The sequence below is a fragment of the Acidovorax sp. SDU_ACID1 genome (assembly GCF_045291395.1).
GTDB lineage: Bacteria > Pseudomonadota > Gammaproteobacteria > Burkholderiales > Burkholderiaceae_C > MR-S7.
Window position 1 is genome coordinate 2,613,904 of sequence record NZ_CP152342.1, and the last position, 25,582, is coordinate 2,639,485.

The following is a 25,582-nucleotide window of genomic DNA, read 5'->3' on the forward strand; positions in this document are numbered from 1 at the left end:
CATCCGCTCTGCTTTCGATAGCTGCCAGCGCTTGATGGATAAGCGCTGGAGTCCATTTTCTATCTCAACCCGCGCTGGATGCGCAGCCCCGCCCACACGGCCAGGAACATCGCCGCGCCGAACACCCAGCCCGACAGCGCACCGGCCATCACGCCCGACAGCAGCGTGCCGATGGTGCAGCCCAGCCCCGTCATCGCGCCCCAGCCCAGCAGCACGCCGCCCAGCAGGCCGCGCGCTGCATCGCGCGCGCCGGGCCGGCGCGGCGTGAACTGGCCGCTGGCGAGCGACGCGGCGAACGCCCCGGCCACCAGGCCCAGCAGCAGCATGGCGTTGGGCGTCCACCATTGGCTTTGCACGGCGGTGGCGCAGCCGGCGAAGCCGTCCAGCCCGTCGAGCCGTGCAGGAATCCAGCCCTGCCGCTCGCCCACCGTGCGCGCGGCGCTGCCCAGCGTGGCGGTCACGCCCAGCGGCTTCATGCGCACGATGGCGAACGCACCGATGAGGCCTACGCCCAGGCCGCCCGTCCAGTACGGCCAGCGCCCCGTCCAGAGCCGCCGCCACGCGGCGCCCAGCGTGGGCGCCGGCGCGGCTGGCGGCTGCGCGTGCGCCGCCAGCCCGCGCCACAGCCATGCGGCGATGGCGGCCAGCACGCCCCATTGCAGCACCAGCGCGCCGCCATAGCCCAGGTGGCGCGGCAGCCAGACCACGGGCGCCTCGGCAATGCTCAGGCTGTAGAGCGGGTTCCAGGTGATGAAGCCCAGCACGAAGCCCAGGGCCGAGCCGAGCAGCGCGAACGGCGACGCGGCCGAGCCTTCGGCCAGCCGGTACCAGTGCGCGCTGATGCACGAACCGGAAACGACCATGCCCGCCCCGAAGGCCAGCCCGGCCGCCACCAGCACCCAGCCCACGGGCCCGATGTGCGCATCGGGCGGCAGGGCCCCGCCCGTGGGATCGGGCAGCCAGCCGCCCAGCACCACGGTGTAGCCCGCCAATCCCACGGCCAGCGCCAGCACGATGGCGAGCAGACCGCGCGGGTCGCGCCGCTCGAACCAGTCGCGCGCGTGGCAATAGAAGCAAAAGCGCGTGCGCTGCAGCACCAGCCCGAGTACGGCGCCCGCGGCAAGCGCGAACACCAGCGTGGGCCCGCCGCTTTGCATCCGTGCGAAATGCGCCGCCACGGCCAGCGCGGCCAGGGGCAGCACGGCAAAGAGAGGTGGAATCGTCATAAAAAAGCCCGCACAGCCGGATGGCTGGCGGGCGAATCCGAGGGAGACAAACGGGAATGGGTTACTTGGAGGCCCAGACGGTGCCGCTGGGGTTGCTGATCGGCACGCCGACCGCGTTGCCGTATTCGGTCCACGAGCCGTCGTAGTTACGCACCTCGTAGCCCAGGATCTTCTTGAGCGCGAACCACGTGTGGCTGGAACGCTCGCCGATGCGGCAGTAGGTGATGACGGGCTTGCTGCCATCGACGCCCACGGCGCCGTAGACCTTGCGCAACTCGTCCGCGCTCTTGAAGGTACCGTCGGCCTGCACGGCCTGGCCCCACGGCACGTTCACCGCCGTGGGCACGTGGCCCGCGCGCACCGCCAGCTCGGGCACGCCGGCCGGGGCGAAGACCTTTCCGGTGTATTCGTCGGCCGAGCGGATGTCCACCAGCTTCGCGCCGCCGCCATTGCCCTGCGCAGCGGCCAGCACGTCGGCCAGACGCGCGCGCAGCTCCACGTTCACCTTGCCCACCTTGTAGGCCGTGGGCGCGAAGGACGGCACGCGGCTGTCCTGCGGGCGGTTCTCGGCCTCCCACTTCTTGCGCCCGCCGTCGAGCAGCTTCACGTCCTTGACGCCGTAGATGTCGAACACCCATGCGCCCCAGGCGGCGAACCAGTTGTTGGTGTCGCCGTAGAGCACCACCGTGGTATCCGGCCCCACGCCGGCCTTGGACAGCAGCTTCTCGAAATCCTGCGGGCCGACGATGTCGCGGCGCACCTTGTCGTTCAGGTCGGCGTGCCACGAGAAGTTGACCGCGCCGGGGATGTGCGCGCGCTCGTACAGGCCGGGGTTCACGCTGACCTCGATGAGGCGCACCTGGGGATGGTGCAGGTTCTGCGCCAGCCATTCGGTGGTGACGAGCGGCCCGGCGGGAACGGCCCCGGCCGCGTGCGCGGCGCCGGCGGCGAGCACGGCCCAGGCGGCGATGTGGAGGGTGCGGGAGAACATGGTTTTCCTTTCTTTCATTGAAACAGCAGTTGCCGCAGGTGAATCTACGGGCCGGGACTGCTGCGGAGAACGAATGAAAACGCGCTTGCTTATGCGCCGAATGCCGTTGGCGGCGCCAGTCTGCGCACCACTTCCACCAGCCGGTCGATTTCATCGAACGTGTTGTAGAACGCCAGCGAGGGCCGCACCGCCGTCTCCACGCCGAAGCGGCGCAGGATGGGCTGGGCGCAGTGGTGGCCGGTGCGCACCGCGATGCCTTCGCTGTTGAGTGCCTGCCCCACCTCGTCGGTAGTGCGGTCTTGCAGCACGAACGAGAGCACGCTGGCCTTGCCCGGCACGGTGCCGATCAGGCGCAGGCCGGGGATTTGTGCCAGCTGCTGCATGCCGTAATCGACCAGCGCGTGCTCGTAGCGGCTGATGGCGTGGATGCCGATACGCTCCACGTATTCCAGCGCCGCGCCCAGGCCCACGGCGTCGGCGATGTTGCCGGTGCCGGCCTCGAACTTGTTGGGGATGGGCTGGTACCGGGTTTTCTCGAAGGTCACGTCGGCGATCATGTTGCCGCCGCCTTGCCACGGGGGCATGGCTTCGAGCACCGCGCGGTGGCCCCAGAGGGCGCCGATGCCGGTGGGGGCGAAGATCTTGTGGCCGGAGAAGACGAAGAAGTCGGCGCCGATGTCTTGCACGTCCACGGGCGTGTGGGCGATGGATTGGGCGCCGTCGATCAGCGTGGTGATGCCGCGCGCCTTGGCGCGGGCCACGACTTCCTTGACGGGGACGACGGTGCCGAGCACGTTGGAGACGTGGCCTACGGCAACGATCTTCGTGCGGTCGTTCAAGAGCGTTTCGTATTCGTCCAGGCGGATCTGGCCCTGGTCATCGACGGGGATCACGCGCAGCTTCGCGCCCTTGGCTTGCGCGAGCTGCTGCCAGGGGACGATGTTGGCGTGGTGCTCCAGGTGGCTGACGATGATCTCGTCGCCCTCGCCCACGTTCTGGCCGCCCCAGCTTTGGGCGACGAGGTTGATGGCCTCGGTGGTGCCGCGTACGAAGATCACCTCGTTCACATCGGGCGCGTTGATGAAGCGGCGCACCACTTCGCGTGCATGCTCGTAGGCGTCCGTCGCGCGGGCCGCGAGCACGTGGGCCGCGCGGTGGATGTTGGAGTTCTCGTGCTCGTAGAAATGCGCGATGCGTTCGATGACCTGGCGGGGCTTGTGCGTGGTGGCTGCGTTGTCGAGCCAGATCAGCGGCTTGCCGTTCACGCGCTCTCGCAGGATGGGGAAGTCGCGGCGTACGGCGTGCACGTCGAAGGCTGCCGGGGACTGGATGAGCGGGCTTTGCTGCGCCTCGCCGGAGTGCAGATAAGGGTGCGGCTTGGCCGGGGTGACGTAGCCGCTGGGCAGGCGCACGGCATCGACGAAATAAAACTGCGGCGCGGTGCTTATCTCGGGCGCTTGCGGTGCGGATGGCGTGGGCAGATGGGGCACGCCATCGGTCAGGCTCGCCAAGCGCGGCTCGTAGCCGGGCAGCACGGCGAAGGCGTTGTCCGGCACGCCGTTGCCCGCTTGCGCGTGCGGCAGCACCACGCCCGCGCGGTTGACGAGCGACAGCGATGTGCCGGGGCTGGATGGCAGCAGGTTGCTGCCGGGCACCTGCCCCAGCGGGATCGGCGTGCCCGGCACGTTGGGCGACAGGCCCGAGGGCGCGACCAGCGGCGAGCCGCCCGGTGCCCAGGTGGCGGGCGGCTGCGCGCCGTGGATGGGCAGCGCGGGCGCATCGCCGGGCAGGCTGCGCAACAAGCTGGTGGCGAGCTGCGCGAGTGCGGCGGTGTCCAGCGGCGAGGCTGGAATGGGTGTGGTGACGCTCAAGACGCTTCCCCTTTACTTGTAGGTATCGAGCGCCGAGTAGTCGTGGTACCGGTCGATGCGCACGTCCTCCAGCACCGCCAGCGCATCGGGCGTGAGCACGGCCAGCGAGCAGTACAGCGAGATCAGGTACGAGCTGATCGCCTGGTCGTTGATGCCCATGAAGCGCACCGACAGCCCAGGGCTCTGCTCGCCCGGCAGCCCCGGCTGGAACAGGCCGACGACGCCCTGGCGCCGGTCGCCCACGCGCAGCAGGAGGATGCTGCTCTTGCCGTCGGCCACGGGGATCTTGTCCGAGGGGATCAGCGGCACGCCGCGCCAGGTGATGAACTGCGAGCCGAACAGGCTCACCGTGGGCGGGGGCGTGCCCCGGCGCGTGGCCTCGCGGCCGAAGGCGGCAATGGTGAGCGGGTGGGCCAGGAAGAAGGCGGGCTCCTTCCACACCTTGGTCAGCAGTTCGTCCAGGTCGTCGGGCGTGGGGGCGCCGCTGTCGTTCAACGGCAGGATGCGCTGCTCATCGGCCACCTGGGCCAGCAGGCCGTAGCCCGCGTTGTTGATGAGTTCGCTCTCCTGGTTCTCCTTGATGGTCTCGATGGTCAGGCGCAGTTGTTCCTTGATCTGGTCGTGCGGACTGCTGTAGAGGTCGGAGATGCGCGTGTGCACGTCCAGCACCGTCGAGACTGCGTTCAGGAAGTACTCGCGCGGCGCCTCGTCGTAATCGACGAAGGTGCGCGGCAGCTGGTTGTCGTACTGCTTGGACGTGCACGTGACCTTGATGTCCTCGGGGTTCTTGACCTGGTTGACGCGGTAGATGCCCGCCTCCACCGGCACCCATTGCAGCAAATGGGTGAGCCAGCGCGGCGTGATGGTCGATAGCTGGGGCGCGGTCTTGGTGGCGTTGGCCAACTGGCGGGCGGCGTTGTCGCCCAGGGTGTGGAGATTCGTCATTGCAATGCAGCTTCTGGCTGGGGTTGAGGGAAAGTGGGGGAATGGGTGGCCTGCTGCACCGTGGCCTGGGTGACGTGGGCGCCGGGCGGCACGTCCTCCGTCACCCAGACGTTGCCGCCGATGACCGCGCCGCGGCCGATGGTCACGCGGCCGAGGATGGTGGCGCCCGCGTAGATGACCACGTCGTCCTGCACGATGGGGTGGCGCGGCCAGCCTTTTTGCAGGTGGCCCTGGGCGTCGCGCGGAAAGCGCTTGGCGCCCAGCGTCACGGCCTGGTAGATGCGCACGTTGCGGCCCAGCACGGCCGTTTCGCCGATCACGACGCCGGTGCCGTGGTCGATGAAGCAGCCTTCGCCGATGCGCGCGCCGGGGTGGATGTCGATGCCCGTCTGGCCGTGCGCCAGCTCGGCGGCGATGCGCGCGAGCAACGGCAGCTCCAGCGCGTAGAGCGTGTGGGCGATGCGGTGGTGGATCAGCGCGAGCACGCCGGGGTAGCTCAAGACCACCTCGTCCACGCTCTGTGCGGCGGGGTCGCCGTGGAAGGCGGCCAGCACGTCCTCGTCGAGTTGCTGGCGCAGGGCGGGCAGTGCCTCGCTGAACGCGCGCACGGCCTTTGCTGCGCGCTCGTCCACCTCGCCGCCATTGCGGCGGTAGCGCAGTTCGATGCGCGCCTGCGCCAGCAGCGCCTGCAAGGCGGCATCCAGCGTGTGGGCGATGTAGAAATCCTCGCCCGCCTGCCGCAGGTCGGGCGGCCCCAGGCGCAGCGGGTACAGCACGCCCTTGAGCGCATCGACGGCGCGCGCCACCGCGTCGCGCGAGGGGAATTCGCGGTGCGTGGTGTCGGTGCGGCCCTGCTGGGTGCGCCACTGTTCGCGCACCTCGCGCAGCGCAGCCACGATGTGGGGGATGGGAAAGTCGCTCATGGTTTTTTAAGGTCGAATCAGCCCGCAGCGCTTGCTGGACAAGCGCTGGCAGCTATCGTTTTTTGAAGTCAGTTCAGTCTTGAATCCACGGCAGGCCATGGAAGCGCCAGCCGTTGAAGCGCCCGCGCTGCTGCGCGTCGTCCAGGTCGCCCTCGAAGCCCTCGCCCACGTTGAGCACGTTGGCCAGGCCCGCCTTGGCCGCCTCCTGCGCGGCCAGGGCCGAGCGCTTGCCGCTGCGGCAGATCAGCAGCACGGTGACGGGCTGCGGCTGCTTGGCGATGAGCGCGCCCAGCTCGCGCACGAAGCGCGGGTTGCGCGCCAGCGCCGTGCCGGTGGCCCAGGGCACGTGGGCGCTGCCGGGCACGTGGCCGACGAACTTGCGCTCCTCCGCGGTGCGCACGTCCACGAGCAGCGCCCGCCCTTCGCGCACGAGCTGCCACGCCTGGCGCGGCGGGAAGGTGCCGCCGTCGGCGGTGGCGCGGGCTGCGGCCTGCTGCAGCACGGGGAGAAGCGAAAGATCGGTCATGGCTGGTGCATCGGTCAACGGTGGCGATGCGCCATGGTGCGCCGGCCCGGCGCGCGCGCGAACGAATACGAAAGAGCTTGCTTATGCGCGAAACGAGGAAGGGCGCGGCTCACGCCCGCTCCTGCAGCGCCTGGCGCACCGCGTCGGCGGTGAGCGTGGGCACGAAGCTCTCGATGAAGGCGTAGGCATAGCCGCGCAGCCATGCACCGCGCCGCAGCGCCAGGCGCGTGAGGTTGACCTCGAACAGGTGCCGCGCGTCGATGGCGCGCAGGTGCCGGTCGCGCTCGGCGTCGAAGGCGATGGAGGCGATCACGCCCACGCCCATGCCCAGCTCCACGTAGGTCTTGATGACGTCGGCGTCCATGGCGGTGAGCACGATGTCGGGCGCCAGGCCCGCGCCGGCGAAGGCATCGTCGATGTGCGCGCGTCCGGTGTAGCCGGTGTCGTAGGTGATGACGGGGTGGCGCGCCAGCGCCTGCAGCGTCACCGGCCCGCTTTCCTGCAGCAGCGGGTGGCCCGGCGGCACCACGACGCTGTGCGACCAGCGGTAGCACGGCAGCGTGACGAGCCGCTCGTAGCCGGCCAGCGCCTCGGTGGCCACGCCGATGTCGGCCTCGCCCGACAGCAGCATCTCGGCCACCTGGCGCGGCGAGCCCTGGTGCAGGTGCAGCGAGACCTGCGGGTACAGCGCGCGGAAGTCGCGCACCACCTGCGGCAGCGCGTAGCGCGCCTGCGAGTGCGTGGCCGCCACGGACAGGCGCCCGCGCTCGCTGGCGGTGAAGTCCGCGCCCGCGCGGCGCAGGTTCTCGGCCTCCAGCAGCAGGCGCTCGACGATGGGCAGCAGCGCCTCGCCCGGCGGCGTGAGCCCGGTGAGGCGCTTGCCCGCGCGCATGAAGATCTCCACGCCCAGCTCGTCCTCCAGCTCGCGGATCTGGCGGCTGACGCCGGGCTGCGAGGTGTAGAGCATGGTCGCCACCTCGGTCAGGTTGAAGCCGCGCCGCGCCGTCTCGCGCACCGAGCGCAGTTGCTGGAAATTCATGAATTGCTATGGGTTCGATAGCTCCTGGCGCTTGCCCCGCAAGCGCTGGAGCCGTTTTTCTGTTGAATGGCGCTCAGAGCTTGGCGATGGAGACTTCGGTGGACTTGACGAGCGCCACGACGTCGGAGCCCACGGCCAGGCCAAGGTCGTCCACCGAGCGCGTGGTGATGACCGAGGTGACGATGCCCCAGGGCGTCTCCACGTCGACCTCGGAGACGACGTCGCCGCGGATGATTTCGCGCACCTGGCCCTTGAACTGGTTGCGCACGTTGATGGCTTGGATGGACATGGTTTTCTCCTGTGAAAAGTCCGGGGGGAGGGGTGAAAGAAATCAGATGGCCCAGCGCAGGGCCAATGCGGGCAGGCCGCGCCAGCCGCCGTCGTCCTGCGCTTCCTCGGCGCCCGGCTTTTGCAGCACGCGGTCGAGGATGCGTTTCTCGATGGCGGCGAACTGCGCATCGCCCTGCGAACGCGGGCGCGCGAGGGCGATGCGCTCGTCCAGCGCGATGCGCCCGTCCTCGATGAGCACCACGCGGTCGGCCAGGGCCACGGCCTCCTGCACGTCGTGCGTGACCAGCAGCGCGGTGAAGCGGCGCTGCTGCCACAGCCCTTCGATGAGGCGGTGCATCTCGATGCGCGTGAGCGCATCCAGCGCGCCCAGCGGCTCGTCGAGCAGCAGCAGGCGCGGCTGGTGCACCAGCGCGCGCGCCAGAGCCACGCGCTGGCGCTGGCCGCCCGACAGGCGCGCGGGCCATTCGCCGGCGCGGTCGGCCAGCCCCACCTGGGCCAGCACCTCCAGGGCACGCGCGCGCTGGTCCCTGGGCAGGCCCAGCGTCACGTTGTCCAGCACGCGGCGCCAGGGCAGCAGGCGCGCGTCCTGGAACATGATGCGGGTGTCGCCGTGCAGGCCGTGCACGGGCCGGCCGTCGACGGCGAGGCTGCCCTCGCTCGCCTCCTCCAGGCCCGCGACGAGGCGCAGCAGCGTGCTCTTGCCGCAGCCGCTGCGGCCCACGATGGCGATGAACTCGCCGGGTTCGATGGCAAGCTGCGCATGGCGCAGCACCTCGCGCGCGCCGTAGCGCTTGGTGAGCTGGCGGATCTCGAGCCGCACACCGCCGGTGGTGTCCTGCGCCATCTCACGCTCCCGGCCTGAACAGGGGTGCGTCGAGCGCATCGACGCGCCGCGGCAGCAGCTTCTCGGCCAGGAAGGCGTCGGCGATCTTCTGCTGCTCGCCCAGGACCTCGGGCACCACGGGGCGCACGGCGTAGCTGCGCCGGCCGTTGGCCTGCTCGATGGTGGCGGCGTCCAGGCCCCACACGGGCGCGAGCAGCTGCGCGGCCTCGCGCGGGTGCTGCTTGACCCAGCGGCCGGTCTTCTCCAGCTCGGCGTAGAGGGTGCGCAGCACGTCGGGCCGCGCCTGGGCGTAGCGCGTGCTGGCAAGGTAGTAGCGCTGGTACGAGGCGATGCCCGTGCCGTCGGCCAGCACGCGCGCGCCGGCCTGGCGCTGCGCGGCGGAGAGGAACGGGTCCCACACCACCCAGGCGTCGATGGCGCCGCGCTCGAAAGCGGCGCGGCCGTCGACGGGCGTCAGGTAGGCGGGCTGGATGTCGGCGAACGACAGGCCGGCCTTGTCCAGCGCGGCGATCAGCAGGTAGTGCGCGCCGGCGGCCTTGGCGAAGCCCACCTTCCGGCCCTTGAGGTCGGCGACGCTCCTGAGCGGGGAGTCGGGCTTGACCAGGATGGCCTGCGCCGAGGGCGACGGCGCTTCCTGCGCGACGAAGGTCAGCCTGGCGCCCGCGGCCTGCGCGAACACGGGCACGGTGTCGGCCACGTCTGCGCTGAAGTCCAGGTTGTCGAGGTTGAGCGCCTCCAGGAGCGGCAGGCCGCTCGTGAACTCGTGCCACGCGGGCTGCACGCCCAGCGGGGCGAGCTGCTTTTCCAGCGTGCCCTGTGCCTTGAGCACGGCGATGAGGGTGGACGACTTCTGGTAGCCGATGCGCACGGTGGCGGCGCCTTGGGCATGCGCGAGGCCGCCCGCGGCGAGCGCCGCGAGGCCCGCCAGCGCATGGCGGCGCGAGAAAGCGGTGGTGGTCATGGAATGAGCCTTTGGAATGTGGAGGGGGTCACTTCTTCTGATAGCCGGGATGCCAGCGCAGCCACCACTGTTCGAGGGCGCGCGCGAACACGTCGGCCAGCTTGCCGAGCAGCGCATAGAGCAGGATGCCCACGAGCACGATGTCGGTCTGCAGGAACTCGCGCGCGTTCATGGTCAGGTAGCCGATGCCCGACTGCGCGGAGATGGTCTCGGCCACGATCAGGATCACCCACATCAGGCCCAGCGAGAAGCGCAGGCCCACGAGGATGGACGAGAGCGCGCCGGGCAGGACGACGTCGCGGTAGAGCTGCCAGCGCGTGAGGCCGTAGGTGCGGCCCATCTCGATCAGCGCCGGGTCCACGTTGCGGATGCCGTGGAAGGTGTTCAGGTACACGGGGAAGAACACCGAGACGGCGATCAGGAACAGCTTGGCCGATTCGTCGATGCCGAACCACAGGATCACCAGCGGGATCAGCGCGAGCGCCGGGATGTTGCGCACCATCTGGATGGAGGAGTCCAGCAGCGTCTCGGCCCAGCGCAGCGAGCCCGTGAGCAGGCCCATCAGCAGCCCGAGCCCGCCGCCGATCGCCAGGCCCGCCAGGGCCCGGCCCGCGCTCACCTTCACGTGCGTCCACAGCTCGCCCGAGGCGGTGAGCTCCCACGCGGCGCGCACCACGGCCGAGGGCGCGGGCAGCACGCGCGTGGACAGCCAGCCAAGCGTGGATGCCGCCTGCCACGCGGCGACGAGCGCCAGCGGCACGAGCCAGGGCACGAGGCGCCAGCCCACGCCGGCGGCAAACGCGGCAAGGCCCACGAGCGCGCCCGGCTCCTGCGGCGCCGCGACGGCGGCGGCCGCGCCGGTGTCGAGTTCGCGAAGGGCGTGTGTCATGGCCGCCCTCCTTCAGCTCTGCGCCGCACGGGGCACGAACAGGTTGGCCACGGCCTCGCCCGCCGGCTGGCCGAACGGGCCAAAGGGCGCGCCGCCCGCGAGCTTTTGCTGCGTGCGCAGCGGCAGCAGCGGGAACACCAGCTCCGCGAAACGGTAGGCCTCCTCCAGGTGCGGGTAGCCCGAGAGCACGAAGGTGTCGATGCCAAGCTGCGCGTATTCCTCGATGCGCGCGGCCACCGTCTGCGGGTCGCCCACCAGCGCCGTGCCCGCGCCGCCGCGCACCAGGCCCACGCCGGCCCAGAGGTTGGGGCTGATCTCCAGATCGGCGCGGCTGCGTCTGGCGCCTCCCGCATGCAGCGCGGCCATGCGGCGCTGGCCTTCCGAGTCCATGCGCGCGAACGCGGCCTGGGCCTGCACCACGGTCTCGTCCGTGACGTGGCTGATCAGTTCCTCGGCGGCGGCCCAGGCGGCCTCGTCCGTTTCGCGCACGATCACGTGCAGGCGAATGCCGAACTTCAGCGTGCGGCCGTGGCGCGCGGCCCTCTCGCGCACGTCGGCGATCTTCCTGGCCACCTCGGCGGGCGGCTCGCCCCAGGTGAGGTAGGCATCGACTTGGCTTGCGGCCAGCTCGTGCGCGGCCTCGGACGAGCCGCCGAAATACACCGGCGGGTAGGGCTTCTGCACGGGCGGAAAGAGCAGCCGGGCGCCCTTTACCTGGAGGTGCTCGCCCTCGTAGTCGAGGCCGGCGCCGTCATGGCTGCGCGCCAGGATCTCGCGCCAGATGCGGATGAACTCGGCGGACTGTTCGTAGCGCTGCCCGTGGTCCAGGAACACGCCGTCGCCCTCCAGCTCGCCGCGGTCGCCGCCGGTCACCAGGTTGACGAGCAGGCGCCCTTCGGAGAGGCGGTCGAAGCTCGCGGCCATGCGCGCGGCCAGGCTGGGCTGGTGCAGGCCGGGGCGCACGGCCACCAGGAATTTCAGGCGCCGGGTGAAGCCGATGAGGCTGGACGCGACCACCCACGGGTCTTCGCACGAGCGGCCCGTGGGGATGAGCACGCCCTCGTAGCCCAGGCTGTCGGCGGCGATGGCGACCTGCTTGACGTAGTCGTGGTGGACCGGGCGGCCGCCCCGGGCGGTGCCCAGGTAGCGGCTGTCGCCATGGGTGGGGATGAACCAGAAGATCTGCATGGGGGCCTCAGTACGAAATGGCGAAGGGCAGGCCGGGCCAGCGCAGGCCCCAGGCGGCGGCCGTGGTGACGACCAGGCGCTGGATCTGGTGGCGGGGGTCGAGGGAAGGGTTCATGGCGGTGCTCCTGCGGTTCAGGGCCGGGCGATGACGACGGCATCGCTGACCTGGATGGGTTTGGGAATCAGCTTGAGCGCGTGGAAGGTGTCGGCGATGCGCTGCTGGTCGGCCGCCACCTCGCGCGTGATGGGCTTCACGTTGAACTCGTAGCGGCGCAGCGCCAGCTCCACCACGTCCACCGGCAGGCCCTGCAGCGGCGCGATCAGCTCGGCCGCCTGCCGCAGGTTCTTCTTGAGCCAGATGCCGCGCTCCACCGCGTCGGCGAACACGGCCTCGATCACCTGCGGGTGGCGCGCCACGAAGCCGCGCTCACCCAGGTAGTACTGGTAGTTGTTCACCACGTCGGGCGTGCCGGGCGCGCCCGTGCCGTCGGCCAGCACGCGCGCGCCGATGCTCTTCTCGGCCGCGGCCTGGAACGGGTCCCACACCACCCAGGCATCGACGCTCTTGCTCTCGAACGCGGCGCGGCCGTCGGCCGGCGCCAGGTACACGGGCTGGATGTCGGAGAGCGCAAGGCCGTGCTTTTCGAGCTGCTTGACCAGCAGGTAGTGCACGTTGCTGCCCTTGTTGAGCGCGACCTTGCGGCCCTTGAGGTCCGCCACCGAGCGCAGGGGCGAGTCCTTGGGCACCAGGATGGCCTCGGCGCGCGGCGCGGCCGGGTCGTGGCCGATGTAGACGAAGCGCGCGCCCGCGGCCTGGGCGAAGATGGGCGGGGCCTCGCCTACATAGCCCACGTCCACGGCGCCGACGTTCAGGCCCTCCAGCAGCTGCGGCCCGGCGGGAAATTCCACCCACTTCACGCCGAAGCCCAGCGGCTGGAGCTTCTTCTCCAGCGTGCCCTGGGCCTTCTGCAGCACGAACAGGCTGGCGGCCTTCTGGTAGCCGATGCGCAGCACCGGCTGCTGCGCCCAGGCGTGGCCGGCCTCCGCGAGGGCGCTCAGGCCCAGCAGCGATGCGAGCGCCGCCCGGCGCGTGGGGGAAAAGAACCAGTTCAATGACAACACGATGCAGTTCCTCGGGTAGCGGTGCCCCGCGCTCGGCGCCGGGCGAAGGCCATCCCTTCCGCGCGCGGAGGCGGAATGGCCGGGGGAAACGGGGAAGGGGCGGAGAGGGCGACGGCGCGGCGCCGTCAGACGCTACATCGCACCTGCGAGAACGGCACCGGCGCGAAATAGGTGGCCGGCGCGGGCGCGGACAAGGCGGGCCGCAGGGTTTCGGTGACGAGCAGGTTCACCGCGTCGTCGATGCGGCCGGCCACGTCGCCGGCCACCTCGTGCGAGCCCTCGGGCGTGACCACCACCTGGGCGTCGGTGGCATAGATGCCCGGCAGGATGTGCTTGGCGCCCAGCGACTGCAGCACAGGCCGCAGCGCATAGTCCAGCGCCAGCATGTGGTGCGGGCTGCCGCCCGTGGCCAGGGGCAGCACGGTCTTGCCCTTGAGCGCCGTCTGCGGCAGCAGGTCCAGGAAGACCTTGAGCACGCCGCTGTAGGCGGCCTTGTAGACCGGCGTGGCGATGACGAGCACGCGCGCGTCCAGGACCCGCTCCACGGCATGGGCCACGCTGCGGTGGCCGGTGTCGGCCAGCAGCAGCGCCTGCGGGTTCAGATCGCGGATGTGCAGGTGCTCGGGCGGCGCGCCGCGCCGCGCCAGGCGCAGGCCCACGGCGTCGAGCAGCGCGGCAGAGCGCGAACGCTGCGAGGGGCTGCCGGCAATCAGCAAGGCGGTCATGGTAGTGCTTTCCTTTTCATAGCTTCCAGCGCTTCTCGGACAAGCGCTGCAGGCCGATTTGGCTCTTACTTCTTGGTGTAGATCTGGTCGAAGCTCGCGCCATCGGCGAAGTGCTCTTTGTCCGCCTTGGCCCAGCCGCCGAACGCCTGATCGATGGTCACCAGCGTGAGCTTGGGGAACTGCGCGTCGAACTTGGCCTTGGCCTTCTCGCTCGTGGGGCGGTAGTAGTTCTTGCCCGCGATCTCCTGGCCCTCGTCGGAATACAGGTGCTTGAGGTATTCCTCGGCCAGGGCGCGCGTGCCCTTCTTGTCCACCACCTTGTCCACCACGGCCACCGTGGGCTCGGCCAGGATGGACAGCGAGGGCACGACGATCTCGAACTTGTCCTTGCCGAATTCCTTCAGTGCCAGGAAGGCCTCGTTCTCCCAGGCCAGCAGCACATCGCCCACGCCGCGCTGCACGAAGGTGATGGTGGAGCCGCGCGCGCCGGTGTCGAGCACGGGCACGTTCTTGAAGAGCTTGCCCACGAAGTCCTTGGCCTGGCTATCACCACCGTTTTGGCCGCCGTACTTGCGCTTGGCGAACTCCCAAGCCGCCAGGTAGTTCCAGCGCGCGCCGCCGCTGGTCTTGGGGTTGGGGGTGATGACCTGCACGCCGGGCTTGACCAGGTCGTCCCAGTCCTTCAAGCCCTTGGGGTTGCCCTTCTTCACCAGGAACACGATGGTCGAGCTGTAGGGCGCCGAGTTGTGCGGCAGGCGCTTTTGCCAGTCGGCGGCCAGCAGGCCGTGCTTGGCCAGCGCGTCCACGTCGCCGCCCAGGGCCAGCGTGGCCACGTCGGCGTCGATGCCGTCGATGATCGAGCGCGCCTGCTTGCCCGAACCGCCGTGCGACTGCTTGAGCTGCACGTCCTGCCCCGTCTTGGCCTTCCAGTATTTGGCGAATGCCTGGTTGTATTCGGCGTACAGTTCGCGCGTCGGGTCGTAGGAGACGTTCAGGAACTGCACCGGTTGCTGCGCGGATGCGGGCAGGGAAAGTCCCCACCCGAGGGTGGCGGCAAGGGCGGCCGCGAGGGGAAACTTGATAAAGTGGCGGCGATTTTTCATGGGTGCTTCCGTTGCGTTGAATGTCGATGCAACGCATTCTGGAAGTCGCTCTTCAAAACTGGAACAAATAAGATTTCAGTTTGTTATAGCAAAAACATCTGAAACAGGAATCCCACCATGGCACGCACCGTCCATTGCATCAAGCTCGGCCAGGACGCCGAGGGCCTCGACTTTCCCCCTACCCCGGCGAACTCGGTAAGCGCATCTACGAAAACGTCAGCAAGCAGGCCTGGGCCGACTGGCTCAAGCACCAGACCATGCTGGTCAACGAGAACCGCCTGAACCTGGCCGACGCCCGCGCCCGCCAGTACCTCGCCCGGCAGATGGAGAACCATTTCTTCGGCGGCGGCGCCGAGGCCGCCGCAGGCTACGTGCCTCCCACCAGCAGCTAAGGCGCCGTGTCCGAGCCTGTCGACTGGCTCCCCGACGGCACGCCCTACAGCCCCCGCTTCTCCGACCGCTACCACAGCGAAAGCGGCCCAGCCCAGGCCCGCAACGTGTTCCTGCACGGCTGCGGCCTGCCCGCCGCCTGGGCCGGGCAGCCGCAGTGGCGCGTGCTGGAGACGGGCTTCGGCCTGGGGCTGAACTTCCTTGTCACCTGGGCCGCCTGGCGCGCCGATCCTGCGCGCCCGCGCATCCTGCATTTCACCGCCTGCGAGGCTTGGCCCGTAAGTGCGGACGACCTGCTGCGCGCCGCGCCGCAAGACCCGGATCTGCTACCGCTGGCCACACAGCTCGCCGCACAGTTCTGGGGCCTGCTGCCCGGCGTGCACCGCCTGGCCTTCGAGGACGGACGCGTGCTGCTCACGCTCTACATCGGCGACGCGCAGGCGATGCTGCGCCAGCAGCAGCCCGTGGCCGACTCCGTCTACCTGGACGGCTTCAGCCCCGAGCGCAACCCCGATCTGTGGAGTCCGCACACCCTCAGGGCCGTGGCCCGCTGCTGCCGCCGCGGCACGCGCCTGGCCACCTGGACCATCGCCCGCGCGGTGCGCGACGCGCTGGCGCAAGGCGGCTTCGCGGTGCGCAAGGTGCCCGGCCTCCCGCCCAAGCGCGACAACCTGCAGGCCACCTTCGAGCCGCACTGGGAGCCGCGCGCCAGCCAGCCCGTGCTGCCGGATGTGGCCGCGCCCCGCGCGGCCCGCTGCCTCGTGGTCGGCGCCGGCCTGGCTGGCAGCGCCGTGGCCGCCAGCCTGGCACGGCGCGGCTGGCAGGTGCACGTGCTCGAAGAGGGCCAGACGCCCGCGGCGGGCGCCTCGGGCCTGCCCGCGGGTGTGTTCGCGCCGCACGTCTCGCCGGACGACAGCGTGCTTTCGCGCCTGTCGCGCGCCGGCGTGCGCACCACGCTGCAGACACTGGCCGCCGCCCTGGGCGATGCGCAGGGGGTGGACTGGAGCGACTGCGGCGTGCTCGAACACGGCGTGGACGGTGCCCTGCCCCTCGCCTGGTCGCAGGGGCCGGGCCTGGACTGGAGCCGCCCCGCCACGCCCGGCCAGCTGGCCGCCAGCCACCTGCCGCCCGACGCGGCAGCCTGCTGGCACGCGCGCGGCGGCTGGGTGCGCCCGCCCCGGCTGGTGCAGCGCCTGCTGGAGCAGCCCGGCATCCACTGGCACGGCGGCCGCACCGTCACGCGCCTGCAGCGCACGGCCACCGCATGGCAGGCGCTCGACGCGCACGGCACCGTGCTGGCCGAGGCCGAGCTGGCCGTGGTCTGTGCCGGCTTCCACAGCGCGCCGCTGATCGGCAGCCCCTGGCCGCTGCAGCCGTTGCGCGGCCAGGTCGCCTGGGGGTGCATGCGCCGGAAGACGCCGGCCTGCCCTGGCCGCCCCAGCCGCTCAACGGCCACGGCAACCTCGTGTCGCGGGTGCCGCTGGACCAGGGCCTGGGCTGGGTGGCCGGCTCCACCTTCGAGCGCGACCGCGCCGACCTGCCGCCCGCCCCGCACGAGGCCGCCGCGGGTCATGCCGCCAACCTCGCCAAGATGCAGGCCCTCACCCCCGCGCTGGGCCAGGCGCTGGCACCCGTGTTCGACGGGGCACGCACCTGGGCGGCGGTGCGCTGCACGGCCCCCGGCCGCCTGCCCATCACCGGCCCGGTGGATGCGGTCAGCCAAGACGCGGTCGGCCAAGACGCGGTCGGCCAGCCGAGCCTGTGGGTCTGCACAGGCATGGGCGCGCGCGGCCTCACCCTGTCCCTGCTCTGCGCCGAGCTGCTGGCCGCGCGCCTGCATGCCGAGCCGCTGCCCCTGGAGGCGAAGCTGGCCCAGGCGCTCAGCACCGAAAGACTATCGAATCGATAGCTGCCTGCGCTTGGTGGGCCTAGGCTATAGCCTGAAAAGGCTCAGCTTTTTCCTGCGGTGTATCCGCCGTCCACCATCAAGTGCGCGCCGGTGATGAAGCTGGCCTCGTCGCTCGCCAGGAACACCACCGCGTTGGCCACCTCGGTGTCGGCGCCCAAGCGGCCCAGCGGGTGCAGGCGGATGAGCGCCTGGCGCATCTCGGGCGGCAGGTCCTTGAGCAGCGGCGTGTCGATGTAGCCCGGCCCCACCGCGTTCACGCGCACGCCATGGGATGCGCCTTCCAGCGCCAGGGTGCGCGTGAGGTTGACCACGCCGCCCTTGGCGGCCGAATACGCCGCCGTCTGCGTCTGCCCCATCACACCGAGGATGGACGCGCAGTTGACGATGCTGCCCCCGCCGCCCTGCCCCAGCATGTGGCGCAGCGCTGCGCGCGCCACGCGGAACACGCCGTTCAGGTTGATGTCGATGATGCGCAGGAAGGCCTCGTCCGTGTAGTCCTGCGCGGGGCACAGGCCGCCGATGCCCGCGTTGTTGAAGACGGCGTGCACGCCGCCCAGCTCCTGCGCCGTGCGCTGCATCAGCGCGTCCACCTGCGCGGTGTCGGTCACGTCGGTGGCCACGAACAGGCAGCGCCCGCCGTGCCGCCCGTCCAGCCGCGCCGCCTGGGCCGCGCCGTCGCTGCCCGCCACGTCGGCGATCACCACGTGGGCGCCTTCTTCCAGGCTGCGCACCACCGTGGCCAGCCCGATGCCGCTGGCGCCGCCGGTGACGACCATGTTCTTGCCTTTCAATCGCATAAGAGCTCCTGTTCGACCATGGTTGAGACCTTGCCATGGTGGCGCGCTGCGCCGCCATGGGTGTTGACGCGCATCAAGCGCAGGCCAACACCTTTTTATATGCCAATGACGATATATATGAAGCATTAAAGATTAGTTTGTTTTTATAAGACACCCTTCTACAGTCACGTCCCATGCGTGCCTGCCCGCGTGGCAAGACACCTCGCGATGAACCGTTGACTAGCCCCTCATGTACCAATACACCGATTTCGACCGCCAATTCGTCCAGCTGCGCGCCGAGCAGTTCCGCGACCAGCTCGAACGCTGGCAGCGCGGCGAGTTGACCGACGAGCAACTGCTGCCCCTGCGCCTGCAAAACGGCTGGTACATCCAGCGCTACGCGCCCATGGCCCGCATCGCCGTGCCCTACGGCGAGATCAGCAGCACGCAGCTGCGCATGCTGGCCCGCATCGCGCGCGACTACGACAAGCCCGCGCCTGAGCTGCTGGCCCACGCACAGGCCACGCAGGACCAGCTGCAGGCCGCCCAGCCGGGCCTGACGCTGGCGGCACCGCCGCTCCAATACGGCTACGGCCACTTCACCACGCGCACCAACGTGCAGTTCAACTGGATCCCCATCACCCAGGCCGCCGAGGTGATGGAGCTGCTGGCCAGCGTGTGCATGCACGGCATCCAGACCAGCGGCAACGACATCCGCAACATCACCTGCGAGGCCTATGCGGGCATCGCCGAGGACGAGATCGTGGACACGCGCCCGTTCGCCGAGATCGCGCGCCAGTGGAGTTCGCTGCACCCCGAGTTCACCTTCCTGCCGCGCAAGTTCAAGATCGCCTTCAACGGCGCCGAGGAAGACCGCGCCGCCACCGGCTGGTACGACATCGGCCTGCAGGCGCTGCGCAACGACGCGGGCGAAGTGGGCTTCACCGTCAAGGTGGGCGGCGGCATGGGCCGCACGCCCGTGATCGGCACCGTGGTGCGTGAGTTCCTGCCCTGGGACCAGTTGCTGAACTACATCGAGGCCGTGATCCGGGTCTACAACGGCTACGGCCGGCGCGACAACAAGTGGAAGGCGCGCATCAAGATCCTGGTGAAGTCCGAAGGCCAGAAGTTCATCGACGCGGTGGAGGCGGAATACAAGGCCATCCTGGAGCAGGACGGCGCGCCGCACACCATTACCCAGGCCGAGCTCGACCGCGTGACCGCCCACTTTGTCGTGCCGCCGCTGCGGCCCGCCAACCTGCCCTCCAGCGTCAAGGCCGACGGCCAGCTCTACCAGCGCTGGCTGCAGCAGAACGTGCGCGGCCACCGCCTGCAGGGCCTGCGCGCCGTCACCCTGTCGTTCAAGCGCGTGGGCTTCGCGCCCGGCGACGCCGACGCCGACACCATGGAGGCCCTCGCGCAGCTGGCCGACCAGTTCTCCGCCGGCGAGGCGCGCCTCACGCACGAGCAGAACCTGCTGCTGCCCTGGGTGCACGAGGGCGACCTGCCCGCGCTCTACGAGGCCGCCCGGGCCCTGGGCCTGGCGCAGCCCAACATCGGCCTGCTGACGGACATGATCGCCTGCCCCGGCGGCGACTACTGCTCGCTGGCCAACGCGCGCTCGCTGCCCATCGCGGCGGCCATCACCGAGCGCTACCAGGACCTGGACGAGCTGTTCGACCTGGGCCCCATCGACCTGCACATGAGCGGCTGCATCAACTCCTGCGGCCACCACCACAGCGGGCACATCGGCATCCTGGGCGTCGACAAGGACGGCAAGGAGTGGTACCAGATCACGCTGGGCGGTGCCGACGGCACCACGCTTTCCGGCCCCGCCATCGGCGGCAAGGTGGTCGGCCCCTCGTTCTCCGCGGCCGAGGTGCCCGACGTGATCGAGGCCGTGCTGAACACCTACCGCGCCGAGCGCAAGAGCGGCGAGTTCTTCATCGACACCCTGCGCCGCGTGGGCCACGACCCGTTCAAGGCCGCCGCCAACGCCGCACGCCACCCCAAGGCCGAAGAAGCCGTTGCCCAGGAATAAGGACTATGAAAATAATAGCTGCCAGCGCTGCCCCCGCGAGCGCTGAGACCGAAAACACCCTGCAGATCGCCAACGACGCCGACCTGGCCGCGCTGGCTGCCAGCGGCGCGCTGCAAGGCGTGCAGCGCATCGAGCTGCAGTTCCCCAAGTTCACCGACGGACGCGCCTACAGCCAGGCGCTGCTGCTGCGCCGGCGCTACCAATTCGCCGGCGACATCCGCGCCACGGGCGACGTGCTGATCGACCAGCTCGTGCACATGCACCGCAGCGGTTTCAGCAGCGCCGTGCTGGCCGAGGGCGTGGACCCTGCCGCGGCCGAGCGCCAGTTCGCCCGCTTCCAGGGCTTCTACCAGGGCGACGTGCTGGAGCCGCGCCCTCACTTCGCACGGGAGGCCGCATGAACGCCCGCGTGGACACCTCCGTGCTGGCCCACCAGCTCAGCAACCGCCACCTCGACGCGCTGGAGGAAGAGACCATCTTCATCCTGCGCGAGGTGGCCGCCACCTTCGAGCGCCCCGCGCTGCTGTTCTCGGGCGGCAAGGACTCGCTGGTCATGCTCCGGTGCGCCGAGAAGGCTTTCGGCGCAGGCCGCATCCCCTACCCGCTGCTGATGATCGACACCGGCCACAACTTCCCCGAGGTGACGGCCTTCCGCGACCAGCGCGCGAAGGAACTGGGTGCCGAGCTGATCGTGCGCAGCGTGGAAGACTCCATGGCGCGCGGCACCGTGCGCCTGGCGCACCCGGACGAATCGCGCAACGCGCACCAGTCGGTCACGCTGCTGGAGGCCATCGAGGAATTCCGCTTCGACGCGCTGATCGGCGGCGCGCGCCGCGACGAGGAGAAGGCCCGCGCCAAGGAGCGCATCTTCTCCCACCGCGACAGCTTCGGCCAATGGGCACCGAAGGCCCAGCGCCCCGAGCTGTGGACGCTGTTCAACACACGCCTGGCGCCCGGCGAGCACTTCCGCGTGTTCCCCATCAGCAACTGGACCGAGCTGGACGTGTGGCAGTACATCGACCGCGAGGCCGTGCAGCTGCCTGCCCTCTACTACACCCACCCGCGCCAGGTGGTCGAGCGCCGGGGCCTGCTGGTGCCGGTGACCGAACTCACCCCGCCGCGCGAAGGCGAGACGGTGGTCACGCGCGACGTACGCTTTCGCACCGTGGGCGACATCACCTGCACCTGCCCCGTGGAAAGCACGGCCGCCACGGCCTCCGACATCGTGATCGAGACGCTGGCCGCCGAGGTCAGCGAGCGCGGCGCCACGCGCATGGACGACCAGACCTCCGAAGCCTCCATGGAAAAGCGCAAGAAAGACGGGTATTTCTGATGAGCACTATCGATACCATAGCTGGCAGCGCTTACCCAGCAAGCGCTGAAGGCCAAAATGACCTGCAATCGGCCCAGGCGCCCGCGCTGCGCTTCATCACCTGCGGCAGCGTGGACGACGGCAAGAGCACGCTGATCGGCCGCCTGCTGGTGGACAGCCGCGCGGTGCTGCAGGACCACCTGGCGGGCGTGACCAGGAGCGGCGAGACCGACCTGGCGCTGCTGACCGACGGCCTGTCCGCCGAGCGCGAGCAGGGCATCACCATCGACGTGGCCTACCGCTACTTCGCCACCGAAGCGCGCAAGTTCATCATCGGCGACGCGCCGGGCCACGAGCAGTACACGCGCAACATGGTCACCGCCGCCTCGCAGGCCGACGCCGCCGTGGTGCTGGTGGACGCCACCAAGCTCGACTGGCGCAACCCGCAACTCGCCCTGCTGCCGCAGACGCGCCGCCACGCGCTGCTGGTAAACCTGCTGCGCGTGCCTTCGCTCGTGTTCGCGGTGAACAAGCTCGACGCGGTGGAAGACCCGCAGCACGCCTTCGCCCACATCCGCCAGCAGCTCGCCGCCTTCGCCCAGGCCGCCGGCATCCAGGTGGCCGCCACCGTGCCCGTGTCCGCCCTCAAGGGCTGGAACGTGGCCCAGCCCCACGCCGGCTGGTGCGGCTACGAAGGCCCCAGCCTGCTGCAGATCCTGGAGCGGCTGCCGCACACACCCGCCGACACGCACCTGCCGCTGGCCTTTCCCGTGCAGTGGGTGGAGAAATTCTCCGCCTCGTCCGACACCCGCCAGGGCCGCCGCGTGTTCTGGGGCCGCGTGGCCGCGGGCCACGTGGCGCCGGGCACCGAGGTGCAGGTGTTCCCCAGCGGCCAGCGCGCCACCGTGGCCCAGGTGCTGGACCACGCGCGCCGCCCCACCGGCGTGCCCGCCGGCACCAGCGCCGGCATCGTGCTCGACCGCGAGGTGGACGTCTCGCGCGGCGACTGGCTGCTGGCCGCGCCAGCCGACGACGGCGGCGACGGCTTCGACGCACCCGCCCCCGCCTGGCCCGGCCAGCGCGAGCTGCGCGCCACCGTCGCCTGGATGGACGAAGAGCCGCTCGTCGCCGGCCGCGTCTACTGGGCGCTGCACGGCCACCGCTGGGTCAAGGCCAAGGCGCGCCGCGTGGTGCACCGCCTCGACATCCACACGCTGGCCGAGGAAGACGCCGCCCAGCTCGAACCCAATGCCATCGGCCACGTGGAACTGCTGCTGCAGGAGCCCCTGCCCGCCGCGCCCTTCGCGCAGGCGCGGGTGCTCGGCTCCGTCATCCTGGTGGACACCGCCAGCCACCGCACGGCGGGCGCCGCGCTGGTCCACGGCGCTTGACCTGCGTTAAGTGTCCGCGAGGCAGCCAGGGTCGGCGGCCTGCGGACGCCGGCCGCCGTCCTAAAATCCCGGGTTGGCCTTACATACCATCCCATCACTTCTTCCCCCATGACTCACGTCGTCTCTGAGAACTGCATCAAGTGCAAATACACCGATTGCGTGGACGTGTGCCCCGTGGACTGCTTCCGCGAAGGCCCGAACTTCCTCGTGATCGATCCCGACGAGTGCATCGACTGCGCCGTGTGCGTCCCCGAATGCCCGGCCAATGCCATCTTCGCCGAGGAAGACCTGCCGGCCGACCAGCTTGCCTACATCAAGCTCAACGCCGAACTCACCCCGCAGTTCAAGAGCATCACCAAGCGCAAGGCCGCACTGCCCGACGCCGACGACTGGAACGGCAAGCCCGACAAGCTCCAGTACCTGGAGCGTTGATCCTTCCATGGCCAGCCTGCCGCCCCAGAGCGTGGATGCCGTCGTCATCGGCGCCGGCCCGGTCGGCCTGTTCCAGGTCTTCCAGCTCGGGCTGCACGGCATCGCGGCCCATGTGATCGACGCCCTGCCCCACGTGGGCGGCCAGTGCGCCGAGCTGTACCCCGACAAGCCCATCTACGACATCCCCGGCGTGCCGCACTGCACGGGCCGCTCGCTGGTGCAGCAGTTGCGCCAGCAGATCGCCCCGTTCGCCCCCGCGCTGCACCTGGGCCAGCAGGTCGCCACGCTGCAGCGCATGCCCGAGGGTGGCTTCGCCGTGGGCACCTCCGCGGGCCTGGCGCTGCACGCGCGCAGCGTCTTCATCGCCGCGGGCGTAGGCGCCTTCGTGCCGCGCGCGCTCAAGCTCGAAGGGCTGGAAGCGCACCTGGGCCGGCAACTGCACTACCACCCCGATCCGGCAACGCTGCCCGCGCACGCCGAAGGACAGCACGTCGTCGTGCACGGCGGCGACGAGCCCGCCGTGGCCGCCGCGCTGGCCTGCGCCGATGCCGGCGCCGCCAGCGTGGTGCTGCTGCACCGGCGCGACGCCTTCCAGGCCGAGCCCGCGCTGCTGGAGCGCCTGCAGGCCCGGCGCGACGCAGGCAGCATCCGCGTGGTGGCCGCGCAGATCACCGGCCAGGAAACCGCGTCCCAGCGCCTGGTGGCCCTGCAACTGCTGGACCCTGAAGGCCAGCCACAGCGCCTGCCGCTGGACCAGCTGATCGTCTGCCTGGGCATCTCCCCGCGCCTGGGCCCCATCGCCGACTGGGGCCTCGCGCTCGACCGCAAGCAGCTCGCGGTGGACACCGCGCAGTTCCAGACCAGCGAACGCGGCATCTACGCCGTGGGCGACATCAACACCTACCCTGGCAAGCGCAAGCTCATCCTCTGCGGCTTCCACGAAGCCACGCTCGCCGCCTTCGGCGCGGCCGAGCTGCTCACCGGCGCGCCCGTGGCGCTGCAATACACCACCACCAGCACACGGCTGCACGAGCGGCTGGGCGCGGCCGGCCAAGGCGTGGCCGCCGGCTGAGCCGGCCTGCGCCCGTATACTGCGCGCCTCGCTAGGGGTGCTCCGGCGCAAGCCGCCGGGGCTGAGATCACACCCTGTGAACCTGTTGAGTTAATCCTCGCGCAGGGAAGCTGTCTTGCCGCGCCCCTTGCCGGGCCGCCATGCCCCGGCCCCTGCTCTGCCTACGAACGGAGCACGCATGTCCACCGCCGCCAACGAATCCCTGACCCCGCTGCCGCCGCAGCAGCGCGCCTTCCGCTGGAGCGACCATGCCTCGCTGTGGTTCAGCCTGGGCGTGGGCCTGCTGGTGATGCAGGTGGGCGCCTACCTGATGCCCGCGCTGGGCACGCAGGAAGCGCTCATCGCCATCGTCGCAGGCTCCCTCGTGGGCGCGGGGCTGCTGGGCTGGGTGGCCAAAATCGGCTGCGACAGCGGCTTGGCCAGCGCGGGGCTGATGCACGCGGTCTACGGGCGGCGCTTCGCGGGACTGCCCATCGTGCTGAACATCGTGCAGCTGCTGGGCTGGGGCGCGTTCGAGCTGGTGGTGATGCGCGACGCCACGGTGGCCATCGGCCGCCAGGCGGGCGCGATGGCGGCGGGCTACTGGCCGGTGCTGGCCACGCTGCTGTGGGGCGGCGTGGTGATGCTGCTGATCGGCGGCTCCATGGTGCGGCTGGTGCGCCGGCTGATCGCGCGCGTGGCGCTGCCGCTGGTGGTGCTGTCGCTGCTGTGGCTGTCGTGGCAGTTCCTGGCGCTGGCGCATGCGCAAGGCATCGAGGCCCTGTGGACGCGCCAGGGCGCGGGCGGCATGGGCGTGCTGCCCGCGCTGGACCTGGTGATCGCCATGCCGATCTCGTGGCTGCCGCTGGTGGCCGACTACGCGCGCCACGGCCACGAGGGGCGCGCCGCGCTGCGCGGCACCTGGCTGGGCTATGCCGTGGCCAACATGTGGTGCTATGCGCTGGGCGTGCTGGTGGCGCTGGTGCTGCCCAGCCAGGACCTGGTAACGGCGCTGCTGCTGGCGCAGGGCGGGCTGATCGCGCTGTCGCTGATCCTGATCGACGAGGTGGACAACGCCTATGGCGATACCTACTCAGGCTCGGTGTCGGCGCACAGCCTGTGGCCGCGCTGGAGCGTGCGGCGCTGGGGCTTCATGGTCGCGCTGGCCTGCACGGCGTTCGCGCTGGTGCTGCCCATGCACAGCCTGGAGCCGTTTCTGCTGCTGCTCAGTTCGGTGTTCGTGCCGCTGTTCGGCGTAATCCTGGGGCGCCTGGCATTCGGCGCGCATGCCGGCGCGCTGCTGCGCAACGCACGCGGCGTGCACGGGCTGCCCGTGGTGCTCTGGCTGGCGGGCATCGCCTGCTACCACCTGCTGCCGCGCGTGCTGCCGGGCATGGGCGCAGCGCTGCCCACGCTGGCGGTGTGCTTCGTACTGGCCTTTGCCACGCGCCCGCGCAACGCTACGGAATAGATAGCTGCTTGCGCTTGTCGATCAAGGACTTTCACCTGTTTTTCGGCTGAACATGGCGAACGGCAAGCGCGAGCCGCTCATTTAAATATAGCGACCGCGGAACTTCGATCGCGTGGCCCCCTCCACCTTGTGTTGCAACCCATTTTCACAAGGAGTAACCGCCCC

General features: G+C 70.3%; 23 protein-coding genes, 2 pseudogenes and 1 riboswitch. Of the genes and pseudogenes, 9 read left to right on the forward strand and 16 right to left on the reverse strand.

All coding sequences use genetic code 11. From position 1 onward, the window contains the following. Positions 1-59 precede the first annotated feature (59 nt). The 15 genes from AAG689_RS12845 to AAG689_RS12915 form a co-directional block, all read right to left on the reverse strand. Positions 60-1,226 (reverse strand): YeeE/YedE family protein, encoded by a 1,167-nt coding sequence (locus AAG689_RS12845; RefSeq protein WP_406622386.1) that lies wholly within the window; start codon positions 1,224-1,226, stop codon positions 60-62. Between the two features lie 61 nt (positions 1,227-1,287). After that, positions 1,288-2,217, reverse strand: coding sequence for a sulfurtransferase (locus AAG689_RS12850; RefSeq protein WP_406622387.1), 930 nt, complete (start codon positions 2,215-2,217; stop codon positions 1,288-1,290). An 89-nt stretch (positions 2,218-2,306) separates the two neighbouring features. Then, entirely contained in the window at positions 2,307-4,088 is a 1,782-nt protein-coding gene (locus AAG689_RS12855) for a family 2A encapsulin nanocompartment cargo protein cysteine desulfurase (RefSeq protein ID WP_406622388.1), read from the reverse strand. A gap of 12 nt (positions 4,089-4,100) precedes the next feature. Further along, positions 4,101-5,033, reverse strand: coding sequence for a family 2A encapsulin nanocompartment shell protein (locus tag AAG689_RS12860; RefSeq protein WP_406622389.1), 933 nt, complete (start codon positions 5,031-5,033; stop codon positions 4,101-4,103). Beyond that, a complete protein-coding gene (gene epsC / locus AAG689_RS12865; RefSeq protein WP_406622390.1) occupies positions 5,030-5,956 on the reverse strand; it encodes a serine O-acetyltransferase EpsC in 927 nt (308 codons plus the stop codon). The genes AAG689_RS12860 and epsC overlap by 4 nt, the downstream gene beginning before the upstream one ends. A 73-nt stretch (positions 5,957-6,029) precedes the next feature. Continuing rightward, positions 6,030-6,482: a rhodanese-like domain-containing protein gene (locus tag AAG689_RS12870; RefSeq protein ID WP_406622391.1), complete on the reverse strand. Its 453-nt coding sequence runs from the start codon at positions 6,480-6,482 to the stop codon at positions 6,030-6,032. A gap of 109 nt (positions 6,483-6,591) precedes the next feature. Further along, positions 6,592-7,521, reverse strand: a complete 930-nt coding sequence (locus tag AAG689_RS12875; protein ID WP_406622392.1) for a CysB family HTH-type transcriptional regulator — start codon at positions 7,519-7,521, stop codon at positions 6,592-6,594. Between the two features lie 73 nt (positions 7,522-7,594). Beyond that, positions 7,595-7,810: a molybdopterin-binding protein gene (locus AAG689_RS12880; protein WP_020227674.1), complete on the reverse strand. Its 216-nt coding sequence runs from the start codon at positions 7,808-7,810 to the stop codon at positions 7,595-7,597. A 42-nt stretch (positions 7,811-7,852) separates the two neighbouring features. Further along, complete coding sequence (locus AAG689_RS12885) at positions 7,853-8,656, reverse strand: ATP-binding cassette domain-containing protein (RefSeq protein ID WP_406622393.1); 804 nt, start codon at positions 8,654-8,656, stop codon at positions 7,853-7,855. Between the two features lies 1 nt (position 8,657). Continuing rightward, the gene (locus AAG689_RS12890) at positions 8,658-9,617 is read right to left on the reverse strand and encodes an aliphatic sulfonate ABC transporter substrate-binding protein (RefSeq protein WP_406622394.1); all 960 of its coding nucleotides are present in this window, start codon (positions 9,615-9,617) and stop codon (positions 8,658-8,660) included. A gap of 28 nt (positions 9,618-9,645) precedes the next feature. Then, positions 9,646-10,506: an aliphatic sulfonate ABC transporter permease SsuC gene (gene ssuC / locus AAG689_RS12895; RefSeq protein ID WP_406622395.1), complete on the reverse strand. Its 861-nt coding sequence runs from the start codon at positions 10,504-10,506 to the stop codon at positions 9,646-9,648. 12 nt (positions 10,507-10,518) lie between these two features. Next, entirely contained in the window at positions 10,519-11,694 is a 1,176-nt protein-coding gene (ssuD, locus tag AAG689_RS12900; RefSeq protein ID WP_406622396.1) for an FMNH2-dependent alkanesulfonate monooxygenase, read from the reverse strand. A gap of 132 nt (positions 11,695-11,826) precedes the next feature. After that, entirely contained in the window at positions 11,827-12,807 is a 981-nt protein-coding gene (locus tag AAG689_RS12905) for a sulfonate ABC transporter substrate-binding protein (protein ID WP_406626339.1), read from the reverse strand. Between the two features lie 134 nt (positions 12,808-12,941). Further along, positions 12,942-13,541 (reverse strand): NADPH-dependent FMN reductase, encoded by a 600-nt coding sequence (ssuE, locus tag AAG689_RS12910; protein WP_406622397.1) that lies wholly within the window; start codon positions 13,539-13,541, stop codon positions 12,942-12,944. Positions 13,542-13,606: 65 nt separating this feature from the next. Beyond that, positions 13,607-14,644, reverse strand: a complete 1,038-nt coding sequence (locus AAG689_RS12915) for a sulfate ABC transporter substrate-binding protein (protein ID WP_406622398.1) — start codon at positions 14,642-14,644, stop codon at positions 13,607-13,609. Between the two features lie 117 nt (positions 14,645-14,761). Here AAG689_RS12915 and AAG689_RS12920 point away from each other — a divergent pair. Beyond that, a pseudogene (locus tag AAG689_RS12920) lies at positions 14,762-15,036 on the forward strand (oxidative damage protection protein). A 6-nt stretch (positions 15,037-15,042) separates the two neighbouring features. Beyond that, positions 15,043-16,943, forward strand: a pseudogene (gene mnmC, locus AAG689_RS12925) (FAD-dependent 5-carboxymethylaminomethyl-2-thiouridine(34) oxidoreductase MnmC). 41 nt (positions 16,944-16,984) lie between these two features. On the opposite strand, the gene AAG689_RS12930 reads toward mnmC, so the two are convergent. Further along, complete coding sequence (locus AAG689_RS12930) at positions 16,985-17,740, reverse strand: SDR family NAD(P)-dependent oxidoreductase (RefSeq protein ID WP_406622399.1); 756 nt, start codon at positions 17,738-17,740, stop codon at positions 16,985-16,987. A 229-nt stretch (positions 17,741-17,969) separates the two neighbouring features. On the opposite strand from AAG689_RS12930, the gene AAG689_RS12935 reads away from it, so the two are divergent. From AAG689_RS12935 to AAG689_RS12965, 7 genes are all read left to right on the forward strand, one after another. Next, on the forward strand, positions 17,970-19,760 hold the full coding sequence (locus AAG689_RS12935; protein ID WP_406622400.1) for a nitrite/sulfite reductase: 1,791 nt from the start codon (positions 17,970-17,972) through the stop codon (positions 19,758-19,760). A gap of 5 nt (positions 19,761-19,765) precedes the next feature. Beyond that, on the forward strand, positions 19,766-20,161 hold the full coding sequence (locus AAG689_RS12940; RefSeq protein WP_406622401.1) for a DUF934 domain-containing protein: 396 nt from the start codon (positions 19,766-19,768) through the stop codon (positions 20,159-20,161). Further along, entirely contained in the window at positions 20,158-21,093 is a 936-nt protein-coding gene (gene cysD, locus AAG689_RS12945) for a sulfate adenylyltransferase subunit CysD (RefSeq protein ID WP_406622402.1), read from the forward strand. The genes AAG689_RS12940 and cysD overlap by 4 nt, the downstream gene beginning before the upstream one ends. Continuing rightward, entirely contained in the window at positions 21,093-22,463 is a 1,371-nt protein-coding gene (locus AAG689_RS12950) for a sulfate adenylyltransferase subunit 1 (RefSeq protein WP_406622403.1), read from the forward strand. The genes cysD and AAG689_RS12950 overlap by 1 nt, the downstream gene beginning before the upstream one ends. A gap of 108 nt (positions 22,464-22,571) precedes the next feature. Further along, positions 22,572-22,895 carry a ferredoxin FdxA gene (gene fdxA / locus AAG689_RS12955; protein WP_020227690.1) on the forward strand — a complete coding sequence of 108 codons (324 nt, stop codon included), beginning with the start codon at positions 22,572-22,574 and terminating at the stop codon, positions 22,893-22,895. 7 nt (positions 22,896-22,902) lie between these two features. Beyond that, positions 22,903-23,967 carry an NAD(P)/FAD-dependent oxidoreductase gene (locus AAG689_RS12960; protein ID WP_406622404.1) on the forward strand — a complete coding sequence of 355 codons (1,065 nt, stop codon included), beginning with the start codon at positions 22,903-22,905 and terminating at the stop codon, positions 23,965-23,967. A 23-nt stretch (positions 23,968-23,990) separates the two neighbouring features. After that, a riboswitch (TPP riboswitch) is annotated at positions 23,991-24,092 on the forward strand. A 53-nt stretch (positions 24,093-24,145) separates the two neighbouring features. After that, positions 24,146-25,417, forward strand: coding sequence for a purine-cytosine permease family protein (locus AAG689_RS12965; protein ID WP_406622405.1), 1,272 nt, complete (start codon positions 24,146-24,148; stop codon positions 25,415-25,417). The last annotated feature ends 165 nt before the right edge of the window (positions 25,418-25,582 follow it).